Here is a 20,260-nt window from a genome sequence, read left to right on the forward strand (position 1 = left end):
GTTCAAGAAGCATATTTTTCTCTGCAAACCGCTAAAACAACCTCACTGATCGAAACAGCTTCGCCAGCTCAAAACACTGTTGAAGAAGCAGACCCGATATCAAGGCATGGGCAGCTGAGAAGCAACACCTCACCAATTCACTCCTGATAGAATCACAAAAGATTGTGAAAGAACAAATGCAAGCTGCCTCAACGGGTGCAGAGCATTACCGTGCCCGCGTATCCTTAAAATTTTCAGGCCCACTCGCTCAAAATAACTACTTAGAGCTGCAGCAGAGGACGTTACGTTACAGCCAACTCTGCCCTTGAAATCATGAAAACAATCCGCAATCGTCAAACAAATGATCGACAATTAGCATGCACTTTGGTGATAATCCCCTAACAGGCTCGAGTTGGCTTCTGGAGCACAAAGGGCTGAATTCAATTAATTATATTAAGACGATCTGGAAACATCCACCGTCTACATTAGCCAAAGCAGATAAATATATCGATCATATTAGGGTTGTATGGAATCAAGCCGATTCAACACATAGCATCATTCCAAACATCGGCCTTCAGATGGATGGACGATTAAAACCACTTCTCAATGTTGGGCTTCTAGCTGTCAATTTACTACGCAGAAGGGCAGCTAGTGGATCCGTTCAAATTCAATTTCATGATGAAGAACCCCCAGGAATTGGGTTAAAGATCGATGCACCTGTGATGCAAAGCAGTCCACATGATGGTGTAATCCCAGACCCTTATTGTCTTGGCAGCCATGGGTTTCTTGGCTTCCGCCAACAACTGGTGACTGATCCTCCCCCACCCTGGCAACAACGGAAACCTTTGGCTTTGTGGCGTGGATCCAGTACTGATGCAAAGAATCTTGAACTCAGCTCATTACCCCAAAGTCGTCGCTATCAACTGTGTCAGATGAGTCGTCAATGGCCCAATCATCTAGACGCATCTTTTACACAAATTGTGCAATGCAAGAGTGAGCAAGACGCCCATGAAATCAGAGATCATCTTCGGTGCCAGGCCCTGTTGGCGAAGAGGATAGATCCACTTGAGATGGCTCACTATCGCTGGCTCTTGGATCTTGATGGCAATGTGAATTCCTGGGGTTTGCTCTGGAAACTGCTCAGTGGCAGCTGTGTGATCCGCGTCAATAGCCAACGGGGCCAATGGTTCCATCACCGTCTGAAGTCTTGGCAGCATCTCGTACCCGTTGCCCATGACCTGAGCGATCTTCGAGAACAACTTGATTGGTGCCAAGAACATCCGAGGCCGTGTGCCGAAATCGCTGCAGAGGGTCAACAACTGGCACTCGACGTACTCGAGGATCTCGGTTGCGACATGATCACAGCCATCACTGGATTGGTTCGCCAGTGGGAGCACACAAACGCAGTGGGAGGAGAGAGACAAGGCGTTGAATTCATCAATAAGAAGAGTTTTGTCGTTGATTTATGAAACAATCTAAAGAGGCAAAATAGGACTGATGAGGTTGTTTAAGTGGAGTTGAAGATCACGCCAACAACCCGCCATAGGCGCACTAAACCAAAAGGATTCCCAGTTAATTTCAACGTCGAAACAGTCACTGCGCAGTTGAACAATTCACAGGGATGTTTAGAGGACAATCATCGAATGGTTTTTGAGCAGGCTGAGCAGATCACGGGCCACATCACTCCAACGCCGAAACAAACGATGCTCAATCTGATCTGACAAGAATTGACGAAAACCCGGCTCTGTTAAGAGCCGCTCCAAACCATCGGCAATCGATCGCCACTCTGCAGTATTCACACTGAGACAACCTCCAGCTGCTGCGCGTTCACCCAGCGCTCCATTGCTCCCACACAAACAGGGCCTGCGATGCCAGAGACTTTCCGCCACAGGGAGTCCAAAACCTTCTTCAAGTGATGGGTATACGCAAAAATCAGCGTCTCCGTAGCAGGCCAGCAACTCCTCATCGCTGAGGAAACCGCGCTGAATGATCGGTAATCCCAGGGATCGGGCCTTATCAATCAGCTCTGAGATCTCGGGCGAAGCGCACCAACCGACCAATTCCAACTGCCAGTGACGCAATCCTTGACACCAAAGCCACAGCAAAGCCTTGACAAGTCCGGCATGATTTTTTCGTGGCTCCAAGGTGCTGACTGTGAGCATCCGCAAGCTTGCAGCGCCCGCGACCGGAGCTGGAAGCCGAGATCTGCCGAAATCTTCCGCCAGGGGAAGTGCCAAAATTTTCTGTTGAAGCAAGGGTTCAAAAGTTGATCGCTCACTCCTCAGAAATTGAAGAAGATCATGACGACTGCTATGGGAATTACAAACAACGAGTTCAGCACCTCCTAAGCCGTGCATATAGGTTGCATGCACTTGAGCCGCAGCTTGAAGTTCAGCCCTTCCATTCTGCGCAAGTTTCCATGGCAAGGCATCATGAAATAACCACACATGGGATAGGCAAGGTGCTGCCGAACGGAGATCTTCCATCGAAGGATTGTTCCGACCACATACCAGTTCGACGATGAGGAGAACTCCTTCAGGCTCAACTTCAGGGTCACGCCAAACCTGCCAGGAGTCTGGAGAGGGACCATTCCATTGAGCTAAATGCTGAAGTGCAAGAGCACTAGGCTGAACGAACCGAGCCTTGTGATGATCCCAAGCGACTGGGATCAGCGCTGCACCTTCCGAGATAAGCGCTTTAGCCAAGGCGCGGACACAGCGCTGAATGCCACTGTTGTACTGAAACTGGCTTGTGTGATTAACGTAATAAAAAAGTGCCTCAGCCATCACCATTGAAATGACTTTTGTATTGTAACCTTTTCACGATTGGCAGCCCTGCAAGAAAGTGAACAGTTAGGAATCGATTCTAAGAAGTATAGAAAATTTTACCAGCGGGAGATTATCATCGAAATACTTTTCTTCAATCAAAGATAGTCCATCCAAGCAGCCAATTAATCACCACCAGGCTGAACTAAAACATCAAAGATCATCCAACAATCTTTCGCCACCAAGAAGGAATCCAAAATCCATCTCTTCTAGATCTACAGGCAATTAATTGATCAAGTATAAATTCTCCAATCAGTCCGGACGCAGCAATCAAACGTGTTTCCTACCTAATCTATTTCCATCGACTTATGCGGCACTGTCGTCGTTTTCTTATAAATCAAGCGAAGCACACATCCAGCACATCAGCAGAACAAAGCTGATTCATGGCACGTATCAAACCAGATGGAGAACCCATCTGGCGAATTGAGCTGATCGGCAGAACAAAAAAATAAAACCAAGACCGAAACGCTACTAAGCAAATCAGATCCTTGCTTATGGTCTTTGATCCTGCTTTCGACGACAGCACGAAATGGATAGCAGGTGCCTGACTTGATCGAGAACACGCAACTGCAGAAACCCCTCAATCTGGCTAACACCATGGAAGCCGTTCATTGAGTAGATCAACAGATGCCGTCTCTTTTTCGTGATCTATCGATCAACCAAGCCTTGAACCTTCTGCTTGGCTTTTTAAGACTGTTGCTTTGGGGTGCGATCATCCTCAATCTGTCTGTTGAAAGTCTCGAAGTGTTGGCGGCCAAAGACATCTATCATCTCGCTTTATTTACGATCTTGATTCTTTTCTCCAATCTTCAGCTTTCGATCAGCAAATTGCTGCTGAGCATGAATGACGATGCAGGCGCAAAAAAACTTTTTATCATGGCGATAATAATGCTTTCAGCAGCGTTCCTTCAAATTGTTGATCTTGGCCTTGATCAATTGCTGATTAACCTGAGCAAAGGATCAAAGGAGCACCTCTTCCAAATCATCTCGTTCGTTGAATTCTTATTTGGAACCACAACAACAATTATTGCTGGATACTCCATGGATCGCTTTTTTGTACTGCTGAAATCAAAGGCGAAACAGTTGAGTGCTGTCAAAATCTAATGATCGGCTTCAGCAACACATATCTCAACACAATCCTTGTACGACGCAAACAGAAATCACACATACACAACATCAGAGCATGTTGTCAGACTGGTTGGATAATTTAGAAACCAAACCCAAAAAGTGATGGAGCCAGAGCAACAAGGATTAAGATTCACTTGGCTTAAGAAGATCACAGCAGCTCAGTCTTTCCCACCCCAGGCAACGACTCTATTAAAGCAAGCTAGTTCTACTTACATTCCAGTCAAATAAAACAAGCTCAAAACAACATCAAAACAGTGATTGATTCCTACCACCTCAAAATAACTTTAAAAGCGAGATTCGAGCATTGATGAGCCACAACCGCTCCCGATGCTCTTGCCTTCATCCCTGCATCTGACTTAACAGTCTGTCCTGAGCCAAAACCTCTGACCAAGGCGTGATTGGGAGACAATCACCAAAGCTTGTTACATGGATGTGATCGCGCCCCAGTCGGTAATCCGGCGCGGTGCAGGGTCGAAACCAATGTGATGGAGGATTCCTGATGCACAGATTCAGAGCCCAGCGCATCCCCGGGCAGTGGCTCCGACGGCTTCCACAGCCTTGATTCCGCGTCCATCGCCGAGCTGTTGCATGATCACATCCGCCTGAAGACCAAGCAGGAGCGTCTGACAGGGGTAGGCACTGCGGGCGGAGGCTCGTCTGGCCAGGGCTTCCGCCTGGATCAGAGCGGTCTGGCAGGAGGAAAGCCGATCGCCTTGGAGACAGGCCATCGCATGGGATTGAAGGCCCGACAGTGTTGCCGCATGGAGAGGCCCTACTGCAAAACCTGCCCAAAGGAGGGAGATCACGACTGTGACGGGACGACCGATCACGATCTGATTCGACAATTTGCTGAGATGATGCCTCAACTCCGTTTCATCTCCGTGTACACCGACTGGACCGCCATTGCGCTTCTGCTGTTCACCGCTGTGCCGTTGCTCGCCGTTGTGGCGACAGCAACCTTCTTCGTTCTTCAAAACAAGCAGAAAGCACCTCTTAGTTGATCGCGATTACGCGCGAGGCGCGGCGACGCAGCTCAGCTTCTGGTAGCTGGGGGATTTCCGGGACATTGGTTTGAGTGCTGTGGAGGCCATCTCAGCCGAAATCTCCCCTGTTCCAAGGCAGGTGATACAGGTACGGAAGCGTTGCCCGGAAACCCGCTGGATTCCGCTGCCTCCACAGGTTGTGCAGGTGCACATCACGCTGGGATGGTCGTCTTGAGTCAGTGTGGGCGGAATCGGACCAGACGATCCCGAAAGCTTCCTTAAGAATCGAATGCACAGAGACCTTTCTGAGTCAAGTGCTGCCGAAGCTCGTTGGCCGAGATGCGTGTTTCACGCTCGACAAGGTTGAGCCCCGCTGCCAGTCGCCCAATCACCGCTGCGGCGTCCGAACCAGCCTGCCGCAAGGGAGCCAAGCCAGCGCTCGCTTCACGTTTCGACAACTTCCGTCCCGCAAGATCTCGGATCAGCGGCACATGCCGGAAGCGGGGAGGTGGGGAGCCCAGCGCATCGAACACACTCAGCTGAGCAGGAAGCGCCTCGCGTAGGTCATCCCCGCGTACAACGTCGCTGATGCCGAGCTGCAGCTCATCGATCACCGTGGCCAATTGATAGGCCACAAAACCATCCGCGCGCCGAAGCACAACGTCACCGCTCTGATGCGGATCATCAGCAGCCACCCTCAGGCGCCAGCTCGGCAGTCGCCCGTCCGACCAGCCCCAACTGAGCTGACGATCGCGGCAGGTGCCTGGATAGCGGCTCGAGCCAGCAAGCATCCGCCTGGAACAACGGCAGGCGAACAGGGCATTGGTGCGGCGTAACCACGACAACCAGGAGTGGTAAATCCCCTTGCGCTGGCTCTGAAGAATCACGGGCCCATCCCAGTGCAGTCCAAGCCAGTGCAGGTCATGCTGAATGGAATCGACCGCCCCGCTTCGGTTGCGGGGGGTGTCGAGATCATCAATTCTCAACAGCCACAGGCCATCCCTGCAACGGGCTTCAAGCCACGACGCAAGGGCTGTGCTCAGGTTTCCAAGGTGAAGCTCACCCGTGGGAGACGGAGCAAAACGGCCGCGATATCCACCTCGCCGCAGCAAGAGGCCGTCCTGCAGAGGCTCGATGAGATGGTCCGGAAGCCCCGGCAAGGAGGACAGCATTAAAAAAGGACGGCCAGATGACCGCCCGCTGAAGCAAAATCACTGGCTCGGATCAGCCTTGAACACGGTCTTTGAACATCTTGCCGGCAGTGAAGGCGGGAACGCGCTTGGCCGGAATAGCAATTTTCTCACCGGTTTTCGGGTTGAGTCCCTGGCGAGCGGAGCGTTCGCGGGGCTCAAAGGAACCGAAACCGAGAATCGACACCTTCTTTCCCTCCACGACGGAGTCGATGATTGTTTCGATCGCGGCATCCACCACGAGTGAGACATCGGTTTTGGTGAGCTCCGTGCGAGCGGCAACCAGATTCACCAGATCAGCTTTGTTCATTTCGAGGGGAGAGTTGAGGCGGAGACGGCGCTTGAAACGGCGTGAAGACCGCCGCTGCCTTCCCTAGGCCCGCTAATCGTATGGACGTCATGGTGGCCCTGCAAGCGACAAGTCCTGTGCCGCAATGCTTTAGCTCGATTCAGAGGACCACTCACAACCGTTGAAGGGCACGAGACGCTCACCGCGAAGCGCCCCCAGAGCAGCCCCAGAAGCCAGTTCTGGCCTGGCTTCTGGGAGGAGCCACTCCCGCAGACGATCCAGGCTTCGCAACTGTCGGGGCCAGTGAAATGTGCGGCCATGACGCAACGGACCGAGGCGGCCTGGGGCCAGCGGCGTCAGCAAACGCCCGCAGAACAGCAGGTTGGTGGGGGCGGGTGCATGGATCACACAACTGCCAGGCGTCGGACCCGGTGTCCAGAGCAGCTGAAGGCCACCGCCGGTGCGATGTTCCCTATCGAAGGTTTCCAGGGGTTGAATTCCAGGCAGCAAATACGCCTCCTGTTCCTGAACCAATACAGGCCAACCGAAGGCCGACTGAATCCGGCGCAGACGCCCATGGCCCTCCCGGCTGGTGAGAAGGATGCGTGCTTTGCGTCCAGCGGCCAACTGCTCAAGCGCAGTGAGAGTCGCCTCAGTCAAAGGAGGACAGTCGACCAGCACCGGCTCGTCACCGCACTCCAGCCACCAGGAGCTACCCCCCTGGCAATCCCGATTCGGAGGAAAGATCCATAGATCAGGGCGCAGCTGCTGTGGAGGCCGACCGGCCTCCAGGGCTGTGGTCATTGTCACAACGTTGCAGACCGGTCCAAACCACTAGTTTGAAGTTGCCAGGTCCCTGAGCTGTGAGCAGCACCTTTCCAGGATCACCCTGGCCCTTAGGCAGCAGCCTGACCGAGAAGGGAGTCAATTTTTCCGTCGCCGCCCCTTCAGCGGACCGAATGGAGCTTTTGCTGTTCGAAGACAGTGAGGACAAAACCCCTGCGCGGGTGATCGAGCTCGACCGTCGCAAGCACCGATCCGGCGACTACTGGCATATCGAAGTGGAGGGGCTCGGCATCGGCTGCTGCTACGGCTATCGAGCCTTTGGCCCACTCGCCCCTGGAGCCCACGGCTTCCGCCCCTCCAAGGTGCTGCTTGATCCCGCCGCACGGGCCATCAGCGGCTGGGAGGTCTACGACCGGATGCTGGCAACGGGGCCTTGCACCAATGCCCACGCCTGCCTAAAAGCCGTGGTGACCGAGCGCGACCCATTCGATTTCGCTGCGCACCCCCGTCCGCGGAACAGCTGGCAGCACACGGTGATCTACGAGCTGCACGTCGGCAACTACACCAGCCGAGCCGATTCAGGCGTGGCGGCAGAACGGCAGGGAACCTATCTGGGGCTGATCGAGAAACTGCCTTATCTCAAGGATCTCGGCATCACAGCGATCGAGCTGCTGCCTGTGTTCGCCTTTGATCCGGCGGATGCCCCGCCAGGGCGCGACAACATCTGGGGTTACAGCCCGCTGAGCTGGTTTACGCCCCACCAGGGTTTTGCCTCCAGCACAGATCCCCACCAGGCCCGGGACGACATGCGGCAACTGGTGGCGGCCTGCCATGACGCCGGCATCGAAGTGCTGCTGGATGTTGTTTACAACCACACCACCGAGGGGAATCGCCTCGGCCCGATTCTCAGCTGGCGTGGTTTTGCCGACCTCACCTACTACCACCAAAACGAGGACGGTGACTATCTCGATGTGAGCGGATGCGGCAACTCAATCGCCGCCAACCAGCCGATCAGCATGCAGCTGATTCTGGAATCGATGCGGTGCTGGGCCCTGGAGTTGGGGGTGGATGGCTTTCGATTCGACCTGGGCATCGCCCTCAGCCGGGGTGACGGGCTCAAACCCTTGGACAAGCCGCCACTGTTCGAGGCGATCGAATCCGATCCGCTCCTGAGCGACCTGAAACTGGTGAGCGAACCATGGGACTGCGGCGGGCTGTACCGGCTTGAGGATTTTCCAGCTCGGCGCATCGGCACCTGGAACGGTCATTTCCGCGACGGAGTGCGGCGGTTCTGGAAAGGAGACGACCACAGCACCTGGACCCTGGCCCAACGCTTCAAGGGCAGTCCGGATCTTTACAACAAAAAGCCTGTCGCTCTGGGCCGTTCAGTGAATCTGATCACCGCCCACGACGGCTTCACCCTCGCGGATCTGGTCAGCTACAACCGCAAGCACAACCTCGCCAACGGCGAAGACAACCGTGATGGAGAGAACCACAACAACAGCTGGAACCACGGTGTAGAGGGGCCGACGACCAATGCAGCAGTCATCGCCTTACGCCAGCGGCAACAGCGCAATCTTCTGAGCACCCTGCTGCTGGCCCGCGGTGTGCCGATGCTGTCGATGGGCGATGAAATCGGCCGGAGCCAGGGAGGCAACAACAACAGCTGGTGTCAGGACAGTCCGATCAGCTGGATGCCCTGGAATCCAGACCAGTGTGACCAGGCTCTGCTGGTGTTCATGCGCCGGCTGCTGAGCCTGCGCAATGCGCTACCGCAACTGTTCAATCCGCTGGTGCCACCACGTGAAACAGCCAGCAAACAACCCCACGACCATGGGGATGTGTTGCGCCAGTGGCACGGCGTTTCACTGAGCAAACCAGACTGGGCCGAATGGTCCAGAACCCTGGCGACGAGCCTGCACATGGGGAGCAGGGGGGCGCTGCTCTGGATGGGTTTCAACGCGTACAAAGACCACCTGAAATTCGAATTGCCGGTACCGGCATCCCCCTGGATGCGAGTGATCGACACATCGATGCCAAGCCCGATGGACCTCCCTGAGGAACCGGTCCCCTTTACCGATCTGGAGATCCCAATGGAAAGCCGTAGTTTCGTGCTGCTGCTAGCCCGCGAAGCAGCGAACGGACTAAAGCTCTGAGGAAAGCGGGCGGCGGGAATCGAACCCGCGTCATCAGCTTGGAAGGCTGAGGTCTTACCATTACACAACGCCCGCACTAGTACAAATGCACCACCCATGAAAATGTGGTGGAACGTGCATTGGTACCCATTCATTATGACTGTCCGCCTGCAACATGCGACCGCTTGACATCGTCTGACGAACCCAGAGGTGGATCCCGGCGAAGGCTGATGCTTGCCTACGGGCTCGGCGACGCCGGCACAGGCCTGGCAGCCACCCAGCTCGGCTTCTACCTGTTTCCCTTTTTCACCTGCGATGCAGGGCTACCTGCCTTCATTGCAGGGTCACTCCTGACCGTGATCAAGGTGTGGGATGCCCTCAACGACCCGCTGATCGGCTGGCTGAGCGATCACACCGAGAGCCGCTGGGGGCCACGCCTGCCCTGGATACTTACTGCGGCTCTACCCCTGGGCATCAGCCTCGCGGCGATGTGGTGGGTTCCCCCGGGTGATGTCGGGCAGCGCACGGCCTACTACGCCGTGATTGCCATCCTGCTGATGACCGCTTACACCAGCGTCAATCTGCCCTATGCGGCCCTCGCCACTGAGCTGACGCCGGACACATCGATTCGAACCCGGCTCAATGCCGCTCGCTTCACAGGCTCGATCCTGGCCGGAACGATCGGCTTATCCGTCGCGGTTGTGGTGCTGCGGGAAGGCGGAGGCGGCTACACCCTGATGGGTCAGATCACAGGCACGGTTGCCGCAGCCGCCACGCTGCTCTGCTGCTGGGGCCTGGCCCCCTTCGCCAAACGGGCTCAGCGCCCAAGCGTGAACGCGGAACCACCACAACAACAACTGAGGCGTGTGATGACCAACCCGCGCTTCACCAAAGTGCTCAGCCTTTACCTGCTGCTCTGGTTTGCGGTGCAGCTGATGCAGGTGGTGGCCCTGATCTGGCTGGTGCAGGTGGTGCATGTGCCGTCATCGCAGGCGACGGCGCTGCTGCTGGCGTTCAACATCGCCGCCCTACTCGGACTGCAGCTCTGGAGCCTGATGAGCAATCGACGCGGACGAATCAGCACACTGAGGTTGGGTGCTGGCCTCTGGATCGCGGCCTGTCTGCTGTCGATGGTGTTCCCAACCCTTTCCGACAGCCCCGGCCTTGCGGAGCTCCTGCCTCTTGTGGGGCTGATTGCTCTGGTGGGTTTCGGTGCCGCAACCGCTTACTTGATCCCCTGGTCGTTGCTGCCGGATGCGATCGATGCCGACCCAGAGAAACCCGCCGGCCTTTACACCGCCTGGATGGTGTTCGGCCAAAAGTTAATCATCGGTCTGACGATGTCGGTCTTCGGCAGCCTGCTCTCGCTCACCGGCTACATCTCCGGCAAGGAAGAAGGTTGCAGCGGTGCTTTGAGTTTCATCGAACAACCGGAATCTGCCGAGCTGGCCATCCGGCTTTGCATGGGGCTGATTCCTGCGATCCTTGTGTTGCTTGGGCTTGTGGTGATGCGAGGCTGGCCTGATCGTGGCGCCCATTTGCACGTCAACGCCGGATGAACACTCCCCGTTGGCTGAAACGACTCGGCGCTAGCTTCCTGATCGGCGGTCAGGCGGTGGCAGCCACCTTGAAAGGACGGATCAACACGGTCGATCTGCTGGATCAACTAATGGAGGCCGGCCCTGGCAGTGTGCTGATTGTGCTGATCATCTCGGTCGCAGCTGGATCGGTGTTCAACATTCAGGTGGCTGCTGAACTCACCCGCCAGGGAGCCGGCTCAACCGTGGGAGGCATTCTGGCGATCGGCCTGGCCAGGGAGATCGCCCCTTTGCTCACTGCCTGCCTCCTGGCGGGAAAGGTGGCGACGGCCTACGCCGCACAGCTGGGAACGATGAAGGTGACCGAACAGATAGATGCAATCACAATGCTGCGCACCGACCCCGTGGAATACCTGGTGGTGCCCCGGATGATCGCCATGGTGGTGATGGCTCCGGTGCAGTGCTTTTTCTTTTTCATCATGGCGATCTGGAGTGGCCAGATCACCAGCACCGAGTTTTACAACATTCCACCTCAGGTGTTCTGGAGCTCCGTCCGGAGCTGGATGGACCCTCAGGACCTGCCGTTCATGCTGGTGAAGGCCTTGGTGTTCGGCATGATCATCGCGATGGTGGCCTGCGGCTGGGGGCTCACCACCAAAGGCGGCCCGAAGGAAGTGGGGACCAGTACCACCGGCGCCGTCGTCATGACCCTGATTCTTGTGTCGATCATGGACGTCGTTCTGACCCAGGTTCTCTTCGGTATATGAGCTCTTCTCCCGCAAACGTGACCCTGGCCCCGGATCCGCGACTGCCGCTTCTGGTGGTGGGGCTAGGAGCAGCATTGCTGCTGCTGCCGCTTCCCTGGAACCCCTGGCCGACGCTGGTGGTGGTGCTGTTTGGTCTGTTCCTGCTGATCCAAACCGCCAGCCTCAGGCTGGAGTTTGAAGAACGGGCCCTGATCGTTTGGCAAAACGGCCGCGAGCTGCGGCGCTTCCCCTACGACCAATGGCTGGCCTGGCGCCTGTTCGCGCCATGGCTACCGGGCTTGTTCTATTTCCGCGAAACCAAAAGCATCCACTTCCTACCGATCCTGTTCAGTCCAGGAGAGCTGAGAGAACAGCTTGAATCAAGGCTGGGGACCCTTGAGCAACCGGAGAAAGACAGTAAGCCTTAACAAAACACCCCCTCAAATCTGTAAAAAAGTCGGTCAAAAAGCAAACAGTTCAGGCTGAACTGATGTAAGACAGGCGACCGACGAAGATAAAAGCATGAAAAAGAAAGACTTCCTGAGAAAAACAGCTCCACAGTGGTACGGGCATGAGTCAGCCCAACGCAAGCGTTATCTAAAATCAGAAGAGCAGGAACTTTGTCAAACCTTTGGTCCTGAGTGGCGCAGCGTGATCAGCGAAGCCGGTCAGTCGTCCTAAGACGACATTTCGTCCAACTAAGAATGCCGAGCTCGCGATCGGCGATGCTCTCCATGTGTGTGCTTGGAGGACAAGTGCAATAGAGATGAAGCCTTGTCCTGCTCTTCGATTTTCGTGAGCCTTGCAACCAATTTCCAGGTGTCTTGTGGCGACAACTCTCCCTCCTCACTCCATTTCAATGAAGAAAGTTCGGAAGGGCACATTTAAGGGTTGCATTGCGTTCCAGCCAAGGTAAGGAGATTTGCCAAGACAATTCGTCAATTCCAAGACAAAGAAACAAAAAAGCAAAGGCTCAATATTTCCGTAATCATTAATGTTTCCTCAATATTTATCCGCCCATTCAAAATCTCGACCAGCTCGGGAGCCATGCGGCCCTGAATAAACCAGCACCGATCGGGAGCAGATGCTTGCAATCACCCCCTTGGACTTTCAGCGAGCAGCCAACCCGCTTCGATTCCGGGAGAACAAGGAGCAAGGAGCATCCATCGTCAATTTGATGATGGCGCCCGAGGCGGAGGCATAAATAAAGAACCAGACACCCAGCCGTCTTAAACGATATCAACACGGTGCAGTTACGCAATTAGCACAATAACGTGCCAGCCATCGCTGGCAATGTATAGCGGGATCCTGTGCTCGGCCGATTGACTTGAATGGGAGATGTGACGACATCAGGCCAAGCCGAGATGCCCGACGACACCGACCTGACGCCACAGGATGCACCGGAGGCGGAGCCCCCTTCAGATTCACCTGAGACAAGACCCGCCAATGCAGCTTCCTCAGACGAAACAGAGCCCTTAATCGAACTGGCTCTCAAGGATCTGCAAAGCCGCCGAGATGCCCTTGAGCAGGAGATTCAGTCCTTAAGCAGCCGCAAGCAACAGCTGGAGAACGACCTGAAAGCCTCCTTCACCGGCCAGTCCGACGCGATCGCGCGCCGCGTGAAGGGCTTTCAGGAGTACCTGGGCGGCGCCCTGCAAGACCTTGTTCAAAGCGTCGAAAAGCTTGAGCTGGTGGTGCAGCCCATGGTGGTGCAACCCTCTCCACTGGATCAGCAGAAGGACGCAAGCCAGCCCAGTGCCGAAGCCCCCGTCGCTCCAGCGGCAGCGCTGGCTGACACCTTCAAGCCCGATGAGGCCTTGATTCGCAGTGCCCTGGAGCGTTTCCTGCAGCAGCCGGATGTTTATGCCGATCCCTGGACCCTGCGGCGCAGCATCGACAGCCGCGACATCACCCTGCTCGAGGACTGGTTTTTCAATCAGGGCGGACGCGGCGCTCAGCCCAGTCGCGGCACACGCCCCCGCAACGTCCTGGTGAGTGCGGCCCTGATCGCGATCATCGGAGAGCTCTACGGCGAACAGTTCCAATGCCTGGTGCTGGCGGGCGGTCCTGAACGGCTCGGTGAGTGGCGGCGCGGTCTTCAGGATGCCCTGGGCCTGGGCCGGGAAGACTTCGGCCCCAACAGCGGCATTGTGCTGTTTGAACGCCCGGAAGCATTGGTGGAACGGGCGGATCGCCTTGAGGAACGCGGCGAAGTTCCCCTGATCCTGATCGATGCCGCCGAGCGGAGTGTCGACATCCCCGTACTGCAGTTCCCGCTTTGGCTGGCCTATGCCGCAGGGCCGGGAGAACAGCTCGACGACAACGATGATCTGCTCTAAGCAAGCTCAATCCTGCCAAGACCAGGGGCTCGATCCTGCGCCAACCCCTGCACACAGCACCGCGCTGCTGTGCTTCAGTTCCTGCCTCATTGCACGATCCGCACCACTGCTGTGATTCCCATCGCCCTGCTGCTCCTGGCCATCGGCTACCTGCTTGGCTCCACGCCAAGCGGCTATCTCACCGGCCGCTGGCTGAAGGGCATCGATCTGCGCGACTGCGGATCCGGCAGCACTGGCGCCACCAATGTGTTGCGCAATGTGGGCAAGGGACCGGCGCTGGCGGTGTTTCTGGTGGATCTGGGCAAGGGCGCCCTGGCAGTGCTTCTGGCCAAAAGCTTTGGGCTGAACGATTGGATGCAGGTGCTGGCGGGACTGGCAGCCCTGGCTGGTCACATCTGGCCGGTGTGGCTGGGCTGGAAGGGAGGAAAGGCGGTTGCGACGGGATTCGGCATGTTTCTGGGCCTGGCCTGGCCAGTGGGGCTGGCCAGCTTCGGGATGTTCATGGCCGTGATCTCAATCTTCAGGATCGTGTCGCTCTCCAGCGTGGTAGCCGCATTGAGCCTGCCGCTGCTGATGATCCTTTCAGGGCAGAGCGCGGCCTATCTCTCCGTTTCACTCGTGGCGATGGTGTTGGTGCTGTGGCGGCACCGCAGCAACATCCAACGGCTGATCGCCGGCACCGAACCTCGAATCGGGTAACAGCAAAAGAGCGCTTGATGTGCCTTATGGATTGAAACCGTTAATCCAGAAAATCAGGCAAGTTCTGATGATTCATCACGTTGTAAGTCCATGTTGAATCACTGTCATCAAACGTTTGCTCGTTGAAAAGGTTGTCATAAATGGCGGGAAAATCAACATTAGAATCCTCGCCAAGCCCAACCACATCCACAATGATTTGTTCACTGGGCCGATCGAACGTTTTCGCAATTCGATTGATTTGTCGATTCAATTTTTTTCTCATCTTGGGCCACTGCTTTGAACCGTCGTTATCGCGGTTGTATTGCCACCCTCCATCGTTGTTATAAAGAAGGCCCGCCGCGGTGATCTCATCGCCGCCCAGCTCCGCAGGAAGCGGAATCGCCAAACCCTCATCCTTTTTTGCACGGCGATCCCACCAGGGCCGCCGCTCGGGGCGGCCGTCCGTTGCCATCGTGATGAAAATTGATTCATCGGATTGAAGATCACCCTCCTGACGCTCTTCCTGAAGCAGGTGCGTTAATCCCTTGAACGCCCCCAACATCTCTGTTCCGGAGTACAGATTCGAGGCATTAACACCCAACTCCTCCCAATTACGGGGGAAATAATCACGTTCCGTTGGATCCGGCAAACCATAGGCAAACCACTTCGGATTCTCATTGATGCTGTTTCCAAACAGCTCATTGGGCGTGGAGGTGAGCAGAATCCTCTGGGCCAGGTTCAAACCCAGAGAGCCACCAGCACCATATCCACTGGTAACGATGTTTTCCCTTCGGTAGTCAACAATGTATCCATAGGTGATCATGTGCACCACCAACGCACCGGCCCTCATCCCATCATTAGGATCATCAACCAATTCATAATCCTGAAGCGTTTTCGCCAAGGATTTTGTTGAGTTGTTGAGAATCGCTTCCCTGGACCCTTCACCAAAACTCTCAAACGAATCATCGTTCACATTGCGGAATCCATAACCAGCTTCCGCCGCTGCCCGCTCAAATGAAGCGAAAGCAATTCGATTCTGAGCCTCCAGACTGTTCGGTATCGATGATTGCTGCGTGGTTGGATCCGGAGACAACATTGATGTTGAGTTGTTCATTAACAGATAAAGATGCGAATCCGGAGCCTGCTCAATGCAATCGCTGGTTTGAAGCGAAGCCGTGGCTTCCGCACTGGAATCTGCGTCGGACAGGCTGAAGGTTAGTGATTCAGACTCCACACGATTTTCACCGGTTTGGATCTCAATCTCCAGTGTTAAATCACTCACCCCTTCAGCCACTTCAAGGGTTCCCTGCAGCTCACCGGCTGCAAGATCATCAGATACATAAAGATCCGAAGGAACAACGGATACGTCGTAAGCATCTGGATTGCCTTGAAAACCCGCTGGAATAAATGCATACTGATAAACCTTGGCGCCCGTATGATCTGGAATCAAGCCAACGTCATAGATGAATCGTGCAACCAGAGCATTCTCCTCATCAATAGGATCACAATCCACCGCAGCTTCAATCGAAACCACCTGCGGACCAGTTGGATCCTCTGAGCAGGCGTCACCAAGATCCAGATCTGAGCCAATCTCAGCACTCTTGCCTGTTCCATCCTGCACTCCACCACCCTGTTGCGGATCACCAATGGTGAGAGTCAGCGCTTCCTGAGCCGTGATCTCTCCCTCAGCAATCGCATCAATCGACACGATCACATCATCAACATCTTCTCCAACAAGAAAAGAGCCAACGGCGTTGGAGTCTGTTTGGAGGACAACATCGACGTCTCCACCATCGAGATCCGTGAACTGCAAAGACTTAATCAGATAATCAGCATTCAACGACAAATTTTCAATTCCCAGTTCGTAGCCGTACAGAGTTGCCGGGCCGGGATCAAACGACGCCTTGTAGAAGAATTTCAAATTCGTGGTTGATCCGTCCTGGGTCAGGCAATAACCAACACCATCAAGATCCTGGAGTGTGGATCCGGATTCACACTCCAAGGCCGAGAGATTGGCCACACCGGATGCGGATGAGATATTGTTCTCAATCTCAAGTTCAAGGGTTTCGTCACCGGTCACGGTTCCGCTTGACGACACCGACACCTCAATGGTGAATGCCTCGACACCCGCATCGACCTGCAATTGCCCCTCTGACAGGCCAGGCGTCAGCACCTTCACCCCATCCGTGATGCTCGTGTCGATCGCCGTGATTTCAACCTGTTCTTCTGCAGAACCAGCGTCAAAACCAGAAGCTTTAAAGATGTAGTCGTAGATCTGCTCAAGATCACCAGGGTCAACCATCACCTCAAAGCTGAACGTGGCGCGGTGTTGATTCGTGAAACCTTCCCGTTCGCAAGCGGCGATACCAGTCACGGCCTGCACCGATCCCTCGCTGGGAGCGCAGTCGTCCTCATGCAAAGTGGCATCACCTGCCGCTTCACTGGCGTTATTGCTAATGGTTAGTTCGATGCCTTCATTGCCAGTGAGCAACTGTTTGGATTTCAGATAAAGATCAACCTCAAATTGCTTCATTCCCGCCGGCACGAGAAGATCCCCGGATCCCTTGCCTGAGGGTGAAACCACCAGGTCATCTGGGAAGACGATGTCTTGAATGCGATAACCACTCTCAGCCAAATCGCCGAGAGCGCTGAATTCATATCCATACACCTGATCGGATGTTCCAACTGGGTTGAAGCGGATGTCAAATTGGAACACTGCATCCTTCTCGCTGCGTGTGGCATCAATGTCACAGGCCGATGTTCCATTGACGCTTTCAACCTCACCCGCCGACGGCTGAGGTGTTGGAGTTGGAGTTGGAGTTGGAGTGGGTTCTGGCGTTGGTGTTGGTGTGGGGGGAACGGGATTGATCACACAATCGGTGCCTTGAAGATCGGCCTCTCCCGTGACTTCCGTTGCTGGAATGATCTGGTCTATGCCATTGCTGTTGGTGTAGACATTGGTCAGTGACAACGTCAGCTGTTCTTCACCCACAAAGTTGTCACCCAACATTGAAATCTCAACATCAAAGCTCTGCACGTCGCCTTTGACATTCAAAAAGCCTTCGCTGTCGTCACCCGATTGGCTGGCAAAAGTGACGCCATCTTCAACAAGATTATTTGTATCGTCGTACGCGTCAATCGTCGTGTCCTTGATTTCATAGGCACCTCCATTCATTCCGTCTGCACTGAACTTATAGGCATAGGATTGTTCGTCATCACTTGTCTGTCGCGTGATATCAAATGAAAATTGCGCAGCCTCCTGGTCAGCCCCAAAATCAACCTCAATGCATTCAGCTGAAGTTTTAATCTCAGTAATCGATCCCGGAAAACAGTCTCCAGGTGAATTGAATGTAGATGTAGCAAATTGGGGATTACCCGTCTCAGTGAGCAGCAACTTCATCTCAACTTCTTCATCACCATTTAAATTCGCATCTTGAGAAGCCTGTAATTTAGCTACAACCGAAAACAAACCATCCTCTTCTCCATTTGTACCTTGAGGCGAGACCAGCGAGGAGCTAACCTCAAATTCAACTTGCCCGTTTTCGACAGATAAATTATCAATGGGTTGACTCGGTTGATCTGGATCTGGAATTCGAATGGATTCAACCTCGTAAACTGCCCCTTCACTTGCCAAGCCACTATCAACATCGAAACTGGCGATAAACGGCCCATAAGAAATGACATCATCAGTTTTATTACCAACAAAAACCTGATTCCATATCGCCAAATCATCGAGAGTTACATCAAACTCAAATTCAGCTGTTTTGCCGTTCCAATTCTCTTCCTCTTCACAGTGCTTTGTTCCTGAAACAGTAAAGTCGGGTGGAATTGCTTCTGCCTGCTTGGACGTAGACCCGCCTAGGTCCCTGAAACCATGATCAATATTGTTTGCACTTGCGTCGGGATCCCACTGCGGAGCCTGGTAAAGAGGCTCCGATGCCTCAAGCGCTGAATCTGCAAAATTTTCAATCAAATAGTAAACACCGGCATACCCCTCATCCCCCTGATTGGAATCATAAGTTTGTGCCCACAGTTTGCTGGCGTCTTGATTGAAGGCCAGCTGCAATCCTTTTTTCTTATCTTCAGTGTCGCTTTGCGGCATCGGTTTCACGACAAGATTATCTGCGAGTTCTTGATAAGGATCAGCAAGGCCCAAAGACTCGAGATTTTTTTCATTGACAACAATCACAGACGAGTCAATACCTGGTTCGCCCTGATCTGGAAGATTTTCATTCTGCGAAAGCAATGTCAATAAAATCTCCAAATCAAGGGCAAAAAAGATTCCGGCAAATACGGTTTGATTGTTGCTGCTATTACCTTTCTTTTGAGAGCCGTAGAGCATGGGCCCTTGCTCACCTTGCTTAATTGCTATATCCCCATACCTAAGAGAAGTTTTAGAATAAGGAATATTTAGTTTAAATTCAACGAGCTCTTTCGCTACGGGCGCCTGCCCATCTGTACCAATCTTTAGCTTGTATAGAGAGGTCCTACCATCAGCAAAATACCAGAGCGAATCTCCATAAAATGCAGCATTCTCAGGGCTATAAGTATTCCCAGCAACTCGCCCAAAACCTTTCGATCCTGAATCAGGCCAACGCAGCCAATTCCAGCGTGGAGCAGAGTCTGGATCAGCAAGATAACTGCCAAAGTCCCACCAGACGACATTAAAATCGCACTGATTACCCCCCGCATTCCCCATACAATCTGGTTCTTTTAATGGCTCACTACTCCCTTTTATCGAACGAATTCCATTTTCAGTCGCTGTGGAGTGAGGTGTTTTGTAGAAGAAATATAAAAAATCACTGTCCTGGTCAAATGCAACCCCATTTGAGTATGTCTTGGAAAGCTTCGTGCCACCAATCAGTGGGTCGTTGAGCCTTAAGACCTTGATAAAAGGAGCGATAAATTCCGGATCTTCGTTTTCAAATGTGGGATTCACCTGCCATACATCGTTCTCATCATCAACACCAAAAAAGGTATCTCCCTCACCAAATGGAACGTCTGATTGTTTATTCCTCTTGCCTCGTTTTGGACTACGTCCCAAATCAAACAGTGGTGGCCATCCATCAAACAACTCAGTGATCGAGACCCCCTTGCACTCTGAGATGGGAGTGCCGCTTCGTTGTTGAACAATCCTTTGGTCCTGGCCAGCAGATGCACCAATCGATCCCTGGCTACACAACACCGACGCACCGGTCAGCTCTTCCAGCAAGGCAATGAAATCCACATCGGCACCCACATGGCAACTCCATAGGGCGATCTGCTCCAAACCCCAGCTGGCCAGTGCCTCGGCATAGGCCAGCAGAGCAGCGCGATCGATGGCCTGATCCCCCACCCACACCACGCCAGGATCACCGTGGGCGATGAGGTGCAAACGCCGCACGGCTTGGCCCTTGGCTCGCTGCTGCTGCAACGCCTCACTGATCGCCTCAAGCGGGCTAAGGGCTGGAGTCAGCTTTGCTGCAGGGAGGTGGGAGGCATCGAGAAGTTGTCTGATCCCTCCACAACTGGCATCACCGAGCACCAGGGCATCGCATGTGCAATCGAGAGCGACGGACGTCATCACCCAGACGAATCAAAACCTTGACAACAACGTAATGATGGACAGCGATTGCGACATCCAATCCCGTAATGCCCTCGACCG

At 54.2% G+C, this 20,260-nt stretch carries 18 protein-coding genes and 1 tRNA gene; 11 read left to right on the plus strand and 8 right to left on the minus strand.

Translation table 11 applies throughout. The features are described from left to right. Positions 1 to 701: 701 nt before the first annotated feature. Positions 702 to 1,448, plus strand: a complete 747-nt coding sequence (locus tag SIB64_RS15205; RefSeq protein ID WP_413441028.1) for a glycosyl transferase family 90 — start codon at positions 702 to 704, stop codon at positions 1,446 to 1,448. Positions 1,449 to 1,604: 156 nt separating this feature from the next. Here the strand turns inward: SIB64_RS15205 and SIB64_RS15210 are convergent, their stop codons facing one another. Continuing rightward, positions 1,605 to 2,765, minus strand: a complete 1,161-nt coding sequence (locus SIB64_RS15210; protein WP_413441029.1) for a glycosyltransferase — start codon at positions 2,763 to 2,765, stop codon at positions 1,605 to 1,607. 666 nt (positions 2,766 to 3,431) lie between these two features. Here SIB64_RS15210 and SIB64_RS15215 point away from each other — a divergent pair. Then, positions 3,432 to 3,908 carry a hypothetical protein gene (locus SIB64_RS15215; protein ID WP_413441030.1) on the plus strand — a complete coding sequence of 159 codons (477 nt, stop codon included), beginning with the start codon at positions 3,432 to 3,434 and terminating at the stop codon, positions 3,906 to 3,908. A 533-nt stretch (positions 3,909 to 4,441) separates the two neighbouring features. Here the strand turns inward: SIB64_RS15215 and SIB64_RS15220 are convergent. Continuing rightward, complete coding sequence (locus SIB64_RS15220; protein WP_413441031.1) at positions 4,442 to 4,777, minus strand: hypothetical protein; 336 nt, start codon at positions 4,775 to 4,777, stop codon at positions 4,442 to 4,444. Positions 4,778 to 4,786: 9 nt separating this feature from the next. Here SIB64_RS15220 and SIB64_RS15225 point away from each other — a divergent pair, with 9 nt between their 5' ends. Continuing rightward, entirely contained in the window at positions 4,787 to 4,933 is a 147-nt protein-coding gene (locus SIB64_RS15225; protein ID WP_413441032.1) for a hypothetical protein, read from the plus strand. A gap of 91 nt (positions 4,934 to 5,024) precedes the next feature. Here the strand turns inward: SIB64_RS15225 and SIB64_RS15230 are convergent, their stop codons facing one another. The 4 genes from SIB64_RS15230 to SIB64_RS15245 form a co-directional block, all read right to left on the minus strand. Further along, positions 5,025 to 5,210, minus strand: coding sequence for a hypothetical protein (locus tag SIB64_RS15230; RefSeq protein WP_413441033.1), 186 nt, complete (start codon positions 5,208 to 5,210; stop codon positions 5,025 to 5,027). Then, a complete protein-coding gene (gluQRS, locus tag SIB64_RS15235; protein ID WP_413441034.1) occupies positions 5,194 to 6,087 on the minus strand; it encodes a tRNA glutamyl-Q(34) synthetase GluQRS in 894 nt (297 codons plus the stop codon). The genes SIB64_RS15230 and gluQRS overlap by 17 nt, the downstream gene beginning before the upstream one ends. A gap of 52 nt (positions 6,088 to 6,139) precedes the next feature. Beyond that, on the minus strand, positions 6,140 to 6,415 hold the full coding sequence (locus tag SIB64_RS15240) for an HU family DNA-binding protein (RefSeq protein ID WP_028952679.1): 276 nt from the start codon (positions 6,413 to 6,415) through the stop codon (positions 6,140 to 6,142). 129 nt (positions 6,416 to 6,544) lie between these two features. Continuing rightward, on the minus strand, positions 6,545 to 7,198 hold the full coding sequence (locus SIB64_RS15245; RefSeq protein ID WP_413441035.1) for an MBL fold metallo-hydrolase: 654 nt from the start codon (positions 7,196 to 7,198) through the stop codon (positions 6,545 to 6,547). A gap of 59 nt (positions 7,199 to 7,257) precedes the next feature. Between SIB64_RS15245 and SIB64_RS15250 the strand changes: the two genes are divergently transcribed. Further along, entirely contained in the window at positions 7,258 to 9,336 is a 2,079-nt protein-coding gene (locus SIB64_RS15250) for a glycogen debranching protein (RefSeq protein WP_413441036.1), read from the plus strand. A 4-nt stretch (positions 9,337 to 9,340) separates the two neighbouring features. On the opposite strand, the gene SIB64_RS15255 is transcribed toward SIB64_RS15250, so the two are convergent. Continuing rightward, positions 9,341 to 9,411 (minus strand) — tRNA-Gly (locus SIB64_RS15255). A gap of 134 nt (positions 9,412 to 9,545) precedes the next feature. On the opposite strand from SIB64_RS15255, the gene SIB64_RS15260 reads away from it, so the two are divergent. The 6 genes from SIB64_RS15260 (at position 9,546) to plsY (ending at position 14,637) form a co-directional block, all read left to right on the plus strand. Then, on the plus strand, positions 9,546 to 10,874 hold the full coding sequence (locus tag SIB64_RS15260) for an MFS transporter (RefSeq protein ID WP_413443057.1): 1,329 nt from the start codon (positions 9,546 to 9,548) through the stop codon (positions 10,872 to 10,874). Further along, the gene (locus SIB64_RS15265) at positions 10,871 to 11,620 is read left to right on the plus strand and encodes an MlaE family ABC transporter permease (RefSeq protein ID WP_413441037.1); all 750 of its coding nucleotides are present in this window, start codon (positions 10,871 to 10,873) and stop codon (positions 11,618 to 11,620) included. The genes SIB64_RS15260 and SIB64_RS15265 overlap by 4 nt, the downstream gene beginning before the upstream one ends. After that, complete coding sequence (locus tag SIB64_RS15270; RefSeq protein WP_413441038.1) at positions 11,617 to 12,027, plus strand: DUF3119 family protein; 411 nt, start codon at positions 11,617 to 11,619, stop codon at positions 12,025 to 12,027. Before SIB64_RS15265 ends, SIB64_RS15270 begins: the two co-directional genes overlap by 4 nt. A gap of 94 nt (positions 12,028 to 12,121) precedes the next feature. Further along, a complete protein-coding gene (locus SIB64_RS15275) occupies positions 12,122 to 12,280 on the plus strand; it encodes a hypothetical protein (protein ID WP_413441039.1) in 159 nt (52 codons plus the stop codon). Positions 12,281 to 12,930: 650 nt separating this feature from the next. Continuing rightward, entirely contained in the window at positions 12,931 to 13,938 is a 1,008-nt protein-coding gene (locus SIB64_RS15280) for a DUF3086 domain-containing protein (protein WP_413441040.1), read from the plus strand. A gap of 111 nt (positions 13,939 to 14,049) precedes the next feature. After that, positions 14,050 to 14,637 carry a glycerol-3-phosphate 1-O-acyltransferase PlsY gene (plsY, locus tag SIB64_RS15285; protein ID WP_413443058.1) on the plus strand — a complete coding sequence of 196 codons (588 nt, stop codon included), beginning with the start codon at positions 14,050 to 14,052 and terminating at the stop codon, positions 14,635 to 14,637. A 40-nt stretch (positions 14,638 to 14,677) separates the two neighbouring features. Here plsY and SIB64_RS15290 read toward each other — a convergent pair whose 3' ends face one another. Further along, positions 14,678 to 20,029, minus strand: a complete 5,352-nt coding sequence (locus SIB64_RS15290) for a DUF4347 domain-containing protein (protein WP_413443059.1) — start codon at positions 20,027 to 20,029, stop codon at positions 14,678 to 14,680. On the opposite strand from SIB64_RS15290, the gene SIB64_RS15295 reads away from it, so the two are divergent. Next, positions 19,973 to 20,203, plus strand: a complete 231-nt coding sequence (locus SIB64_RS15295) for a hypothetical protein (RefSeq protein ID WP_413443090.1) — start codon at positions 19,973 to 19,975, stop codon at positions 20,201 to 20,203. The genes SIB64_RS15290 and SIB64_RS15295 overlap by 57 nt on opposite strands. The last annotated feature ends 57 nt before the right edge of the window (positions 20,204 to 20,260 follow it).

It is taken from the genome of Synechococcus sp. MIT S1220 (assembly GCF_047303025.1).
Taxonomy (GTDB): Bacteria; Cyanobacteriota; Cyanobacteriia; order PCC-6307; family Cyanobiaceae; genus Parasynechococcus.

Coding starts and splice junctions, on each gene's coding strand:
- SIB64_RS15205 (WP_413441028.1), top strand. CDS start 702: ATGCAAAGCAGTCCACATGATGGTGTAATCCCAGACCCTTATTGTCTT.
- SIB64_RS15210 (WP_413441029.1), bottom strand. CDS start 2,765: ATGGCTGAGGCACTTTTTTATTACGTTAATCACACAAGCCAGTTTCAG.
- SIB64_RS15215 (WP_413441030.1), top strand. CDS start 3,432: ATGCCGTCTCTTTTTCGTGATCTATCGATCAACCAAGCCTTGAACCTT.
- SIB64_RS15225 (WP_413441032.1), top strand. CDS start 4,787: ATGATGCCTCAACTCCGTTTCATCTCCGTGTACACCGACTGGACCGCC.
- gluQRS (WP_413441034.1), bottom strand. CDS start 6,087: ATGCTGTCCTCCTTGCCGGGGCTTCCGGACCATCTCATCGAGCCTCTG.
- SIB64_RS15240 (WP_028952679.1), bottom strand. CDS start 6,415: ATGAACAAAGCTGATCTGGTGAATCTGGTTGCCGCTCGCACGGAGCTC.
- SIB64_RS15245 (WP_413441035.1), bottom strand. CDS start 7,198: ATGACCACAGCCCTGGAGGCCGGTCGGCCTCCACAGCAGCTGCGCCCT.
- SIB64_RS15260 (WP_413443057.1), top strand. CDS start 9,546: ATGCTTGCCTACGGGCTCGGCGACGCCGGCACAGGCCTGGCAGCCACC.
- SIB64_RS15265 (WP_413441037.1), top strand. CDS start 10,871: ATGAACACTCCCCGTTGGCTGAAACGACTCGGCGCTAGCTTCCTGATC.
- SIB64_RS15270 (WP_413441038.1), top strand. CDS start 11,617: ATGAGCTCTTCTCCCGCAAACGTGACCCTGGCCCCGGATCCGCGACTG.
- SIB64_RS15275 (WP_413441039.1), top strand. CDS start 12,122: ATGAAAAAGAAAGACTTCCTGAGAAAAACAGCTCCACAGTGGTACGGG.
- SIB64_RS15280 (WP_413441040.1), top strand. CDS start 12,931: ATGGGAGATGTGACGACATCAGGCCAAGCCGAGATGCCCGACGACACC.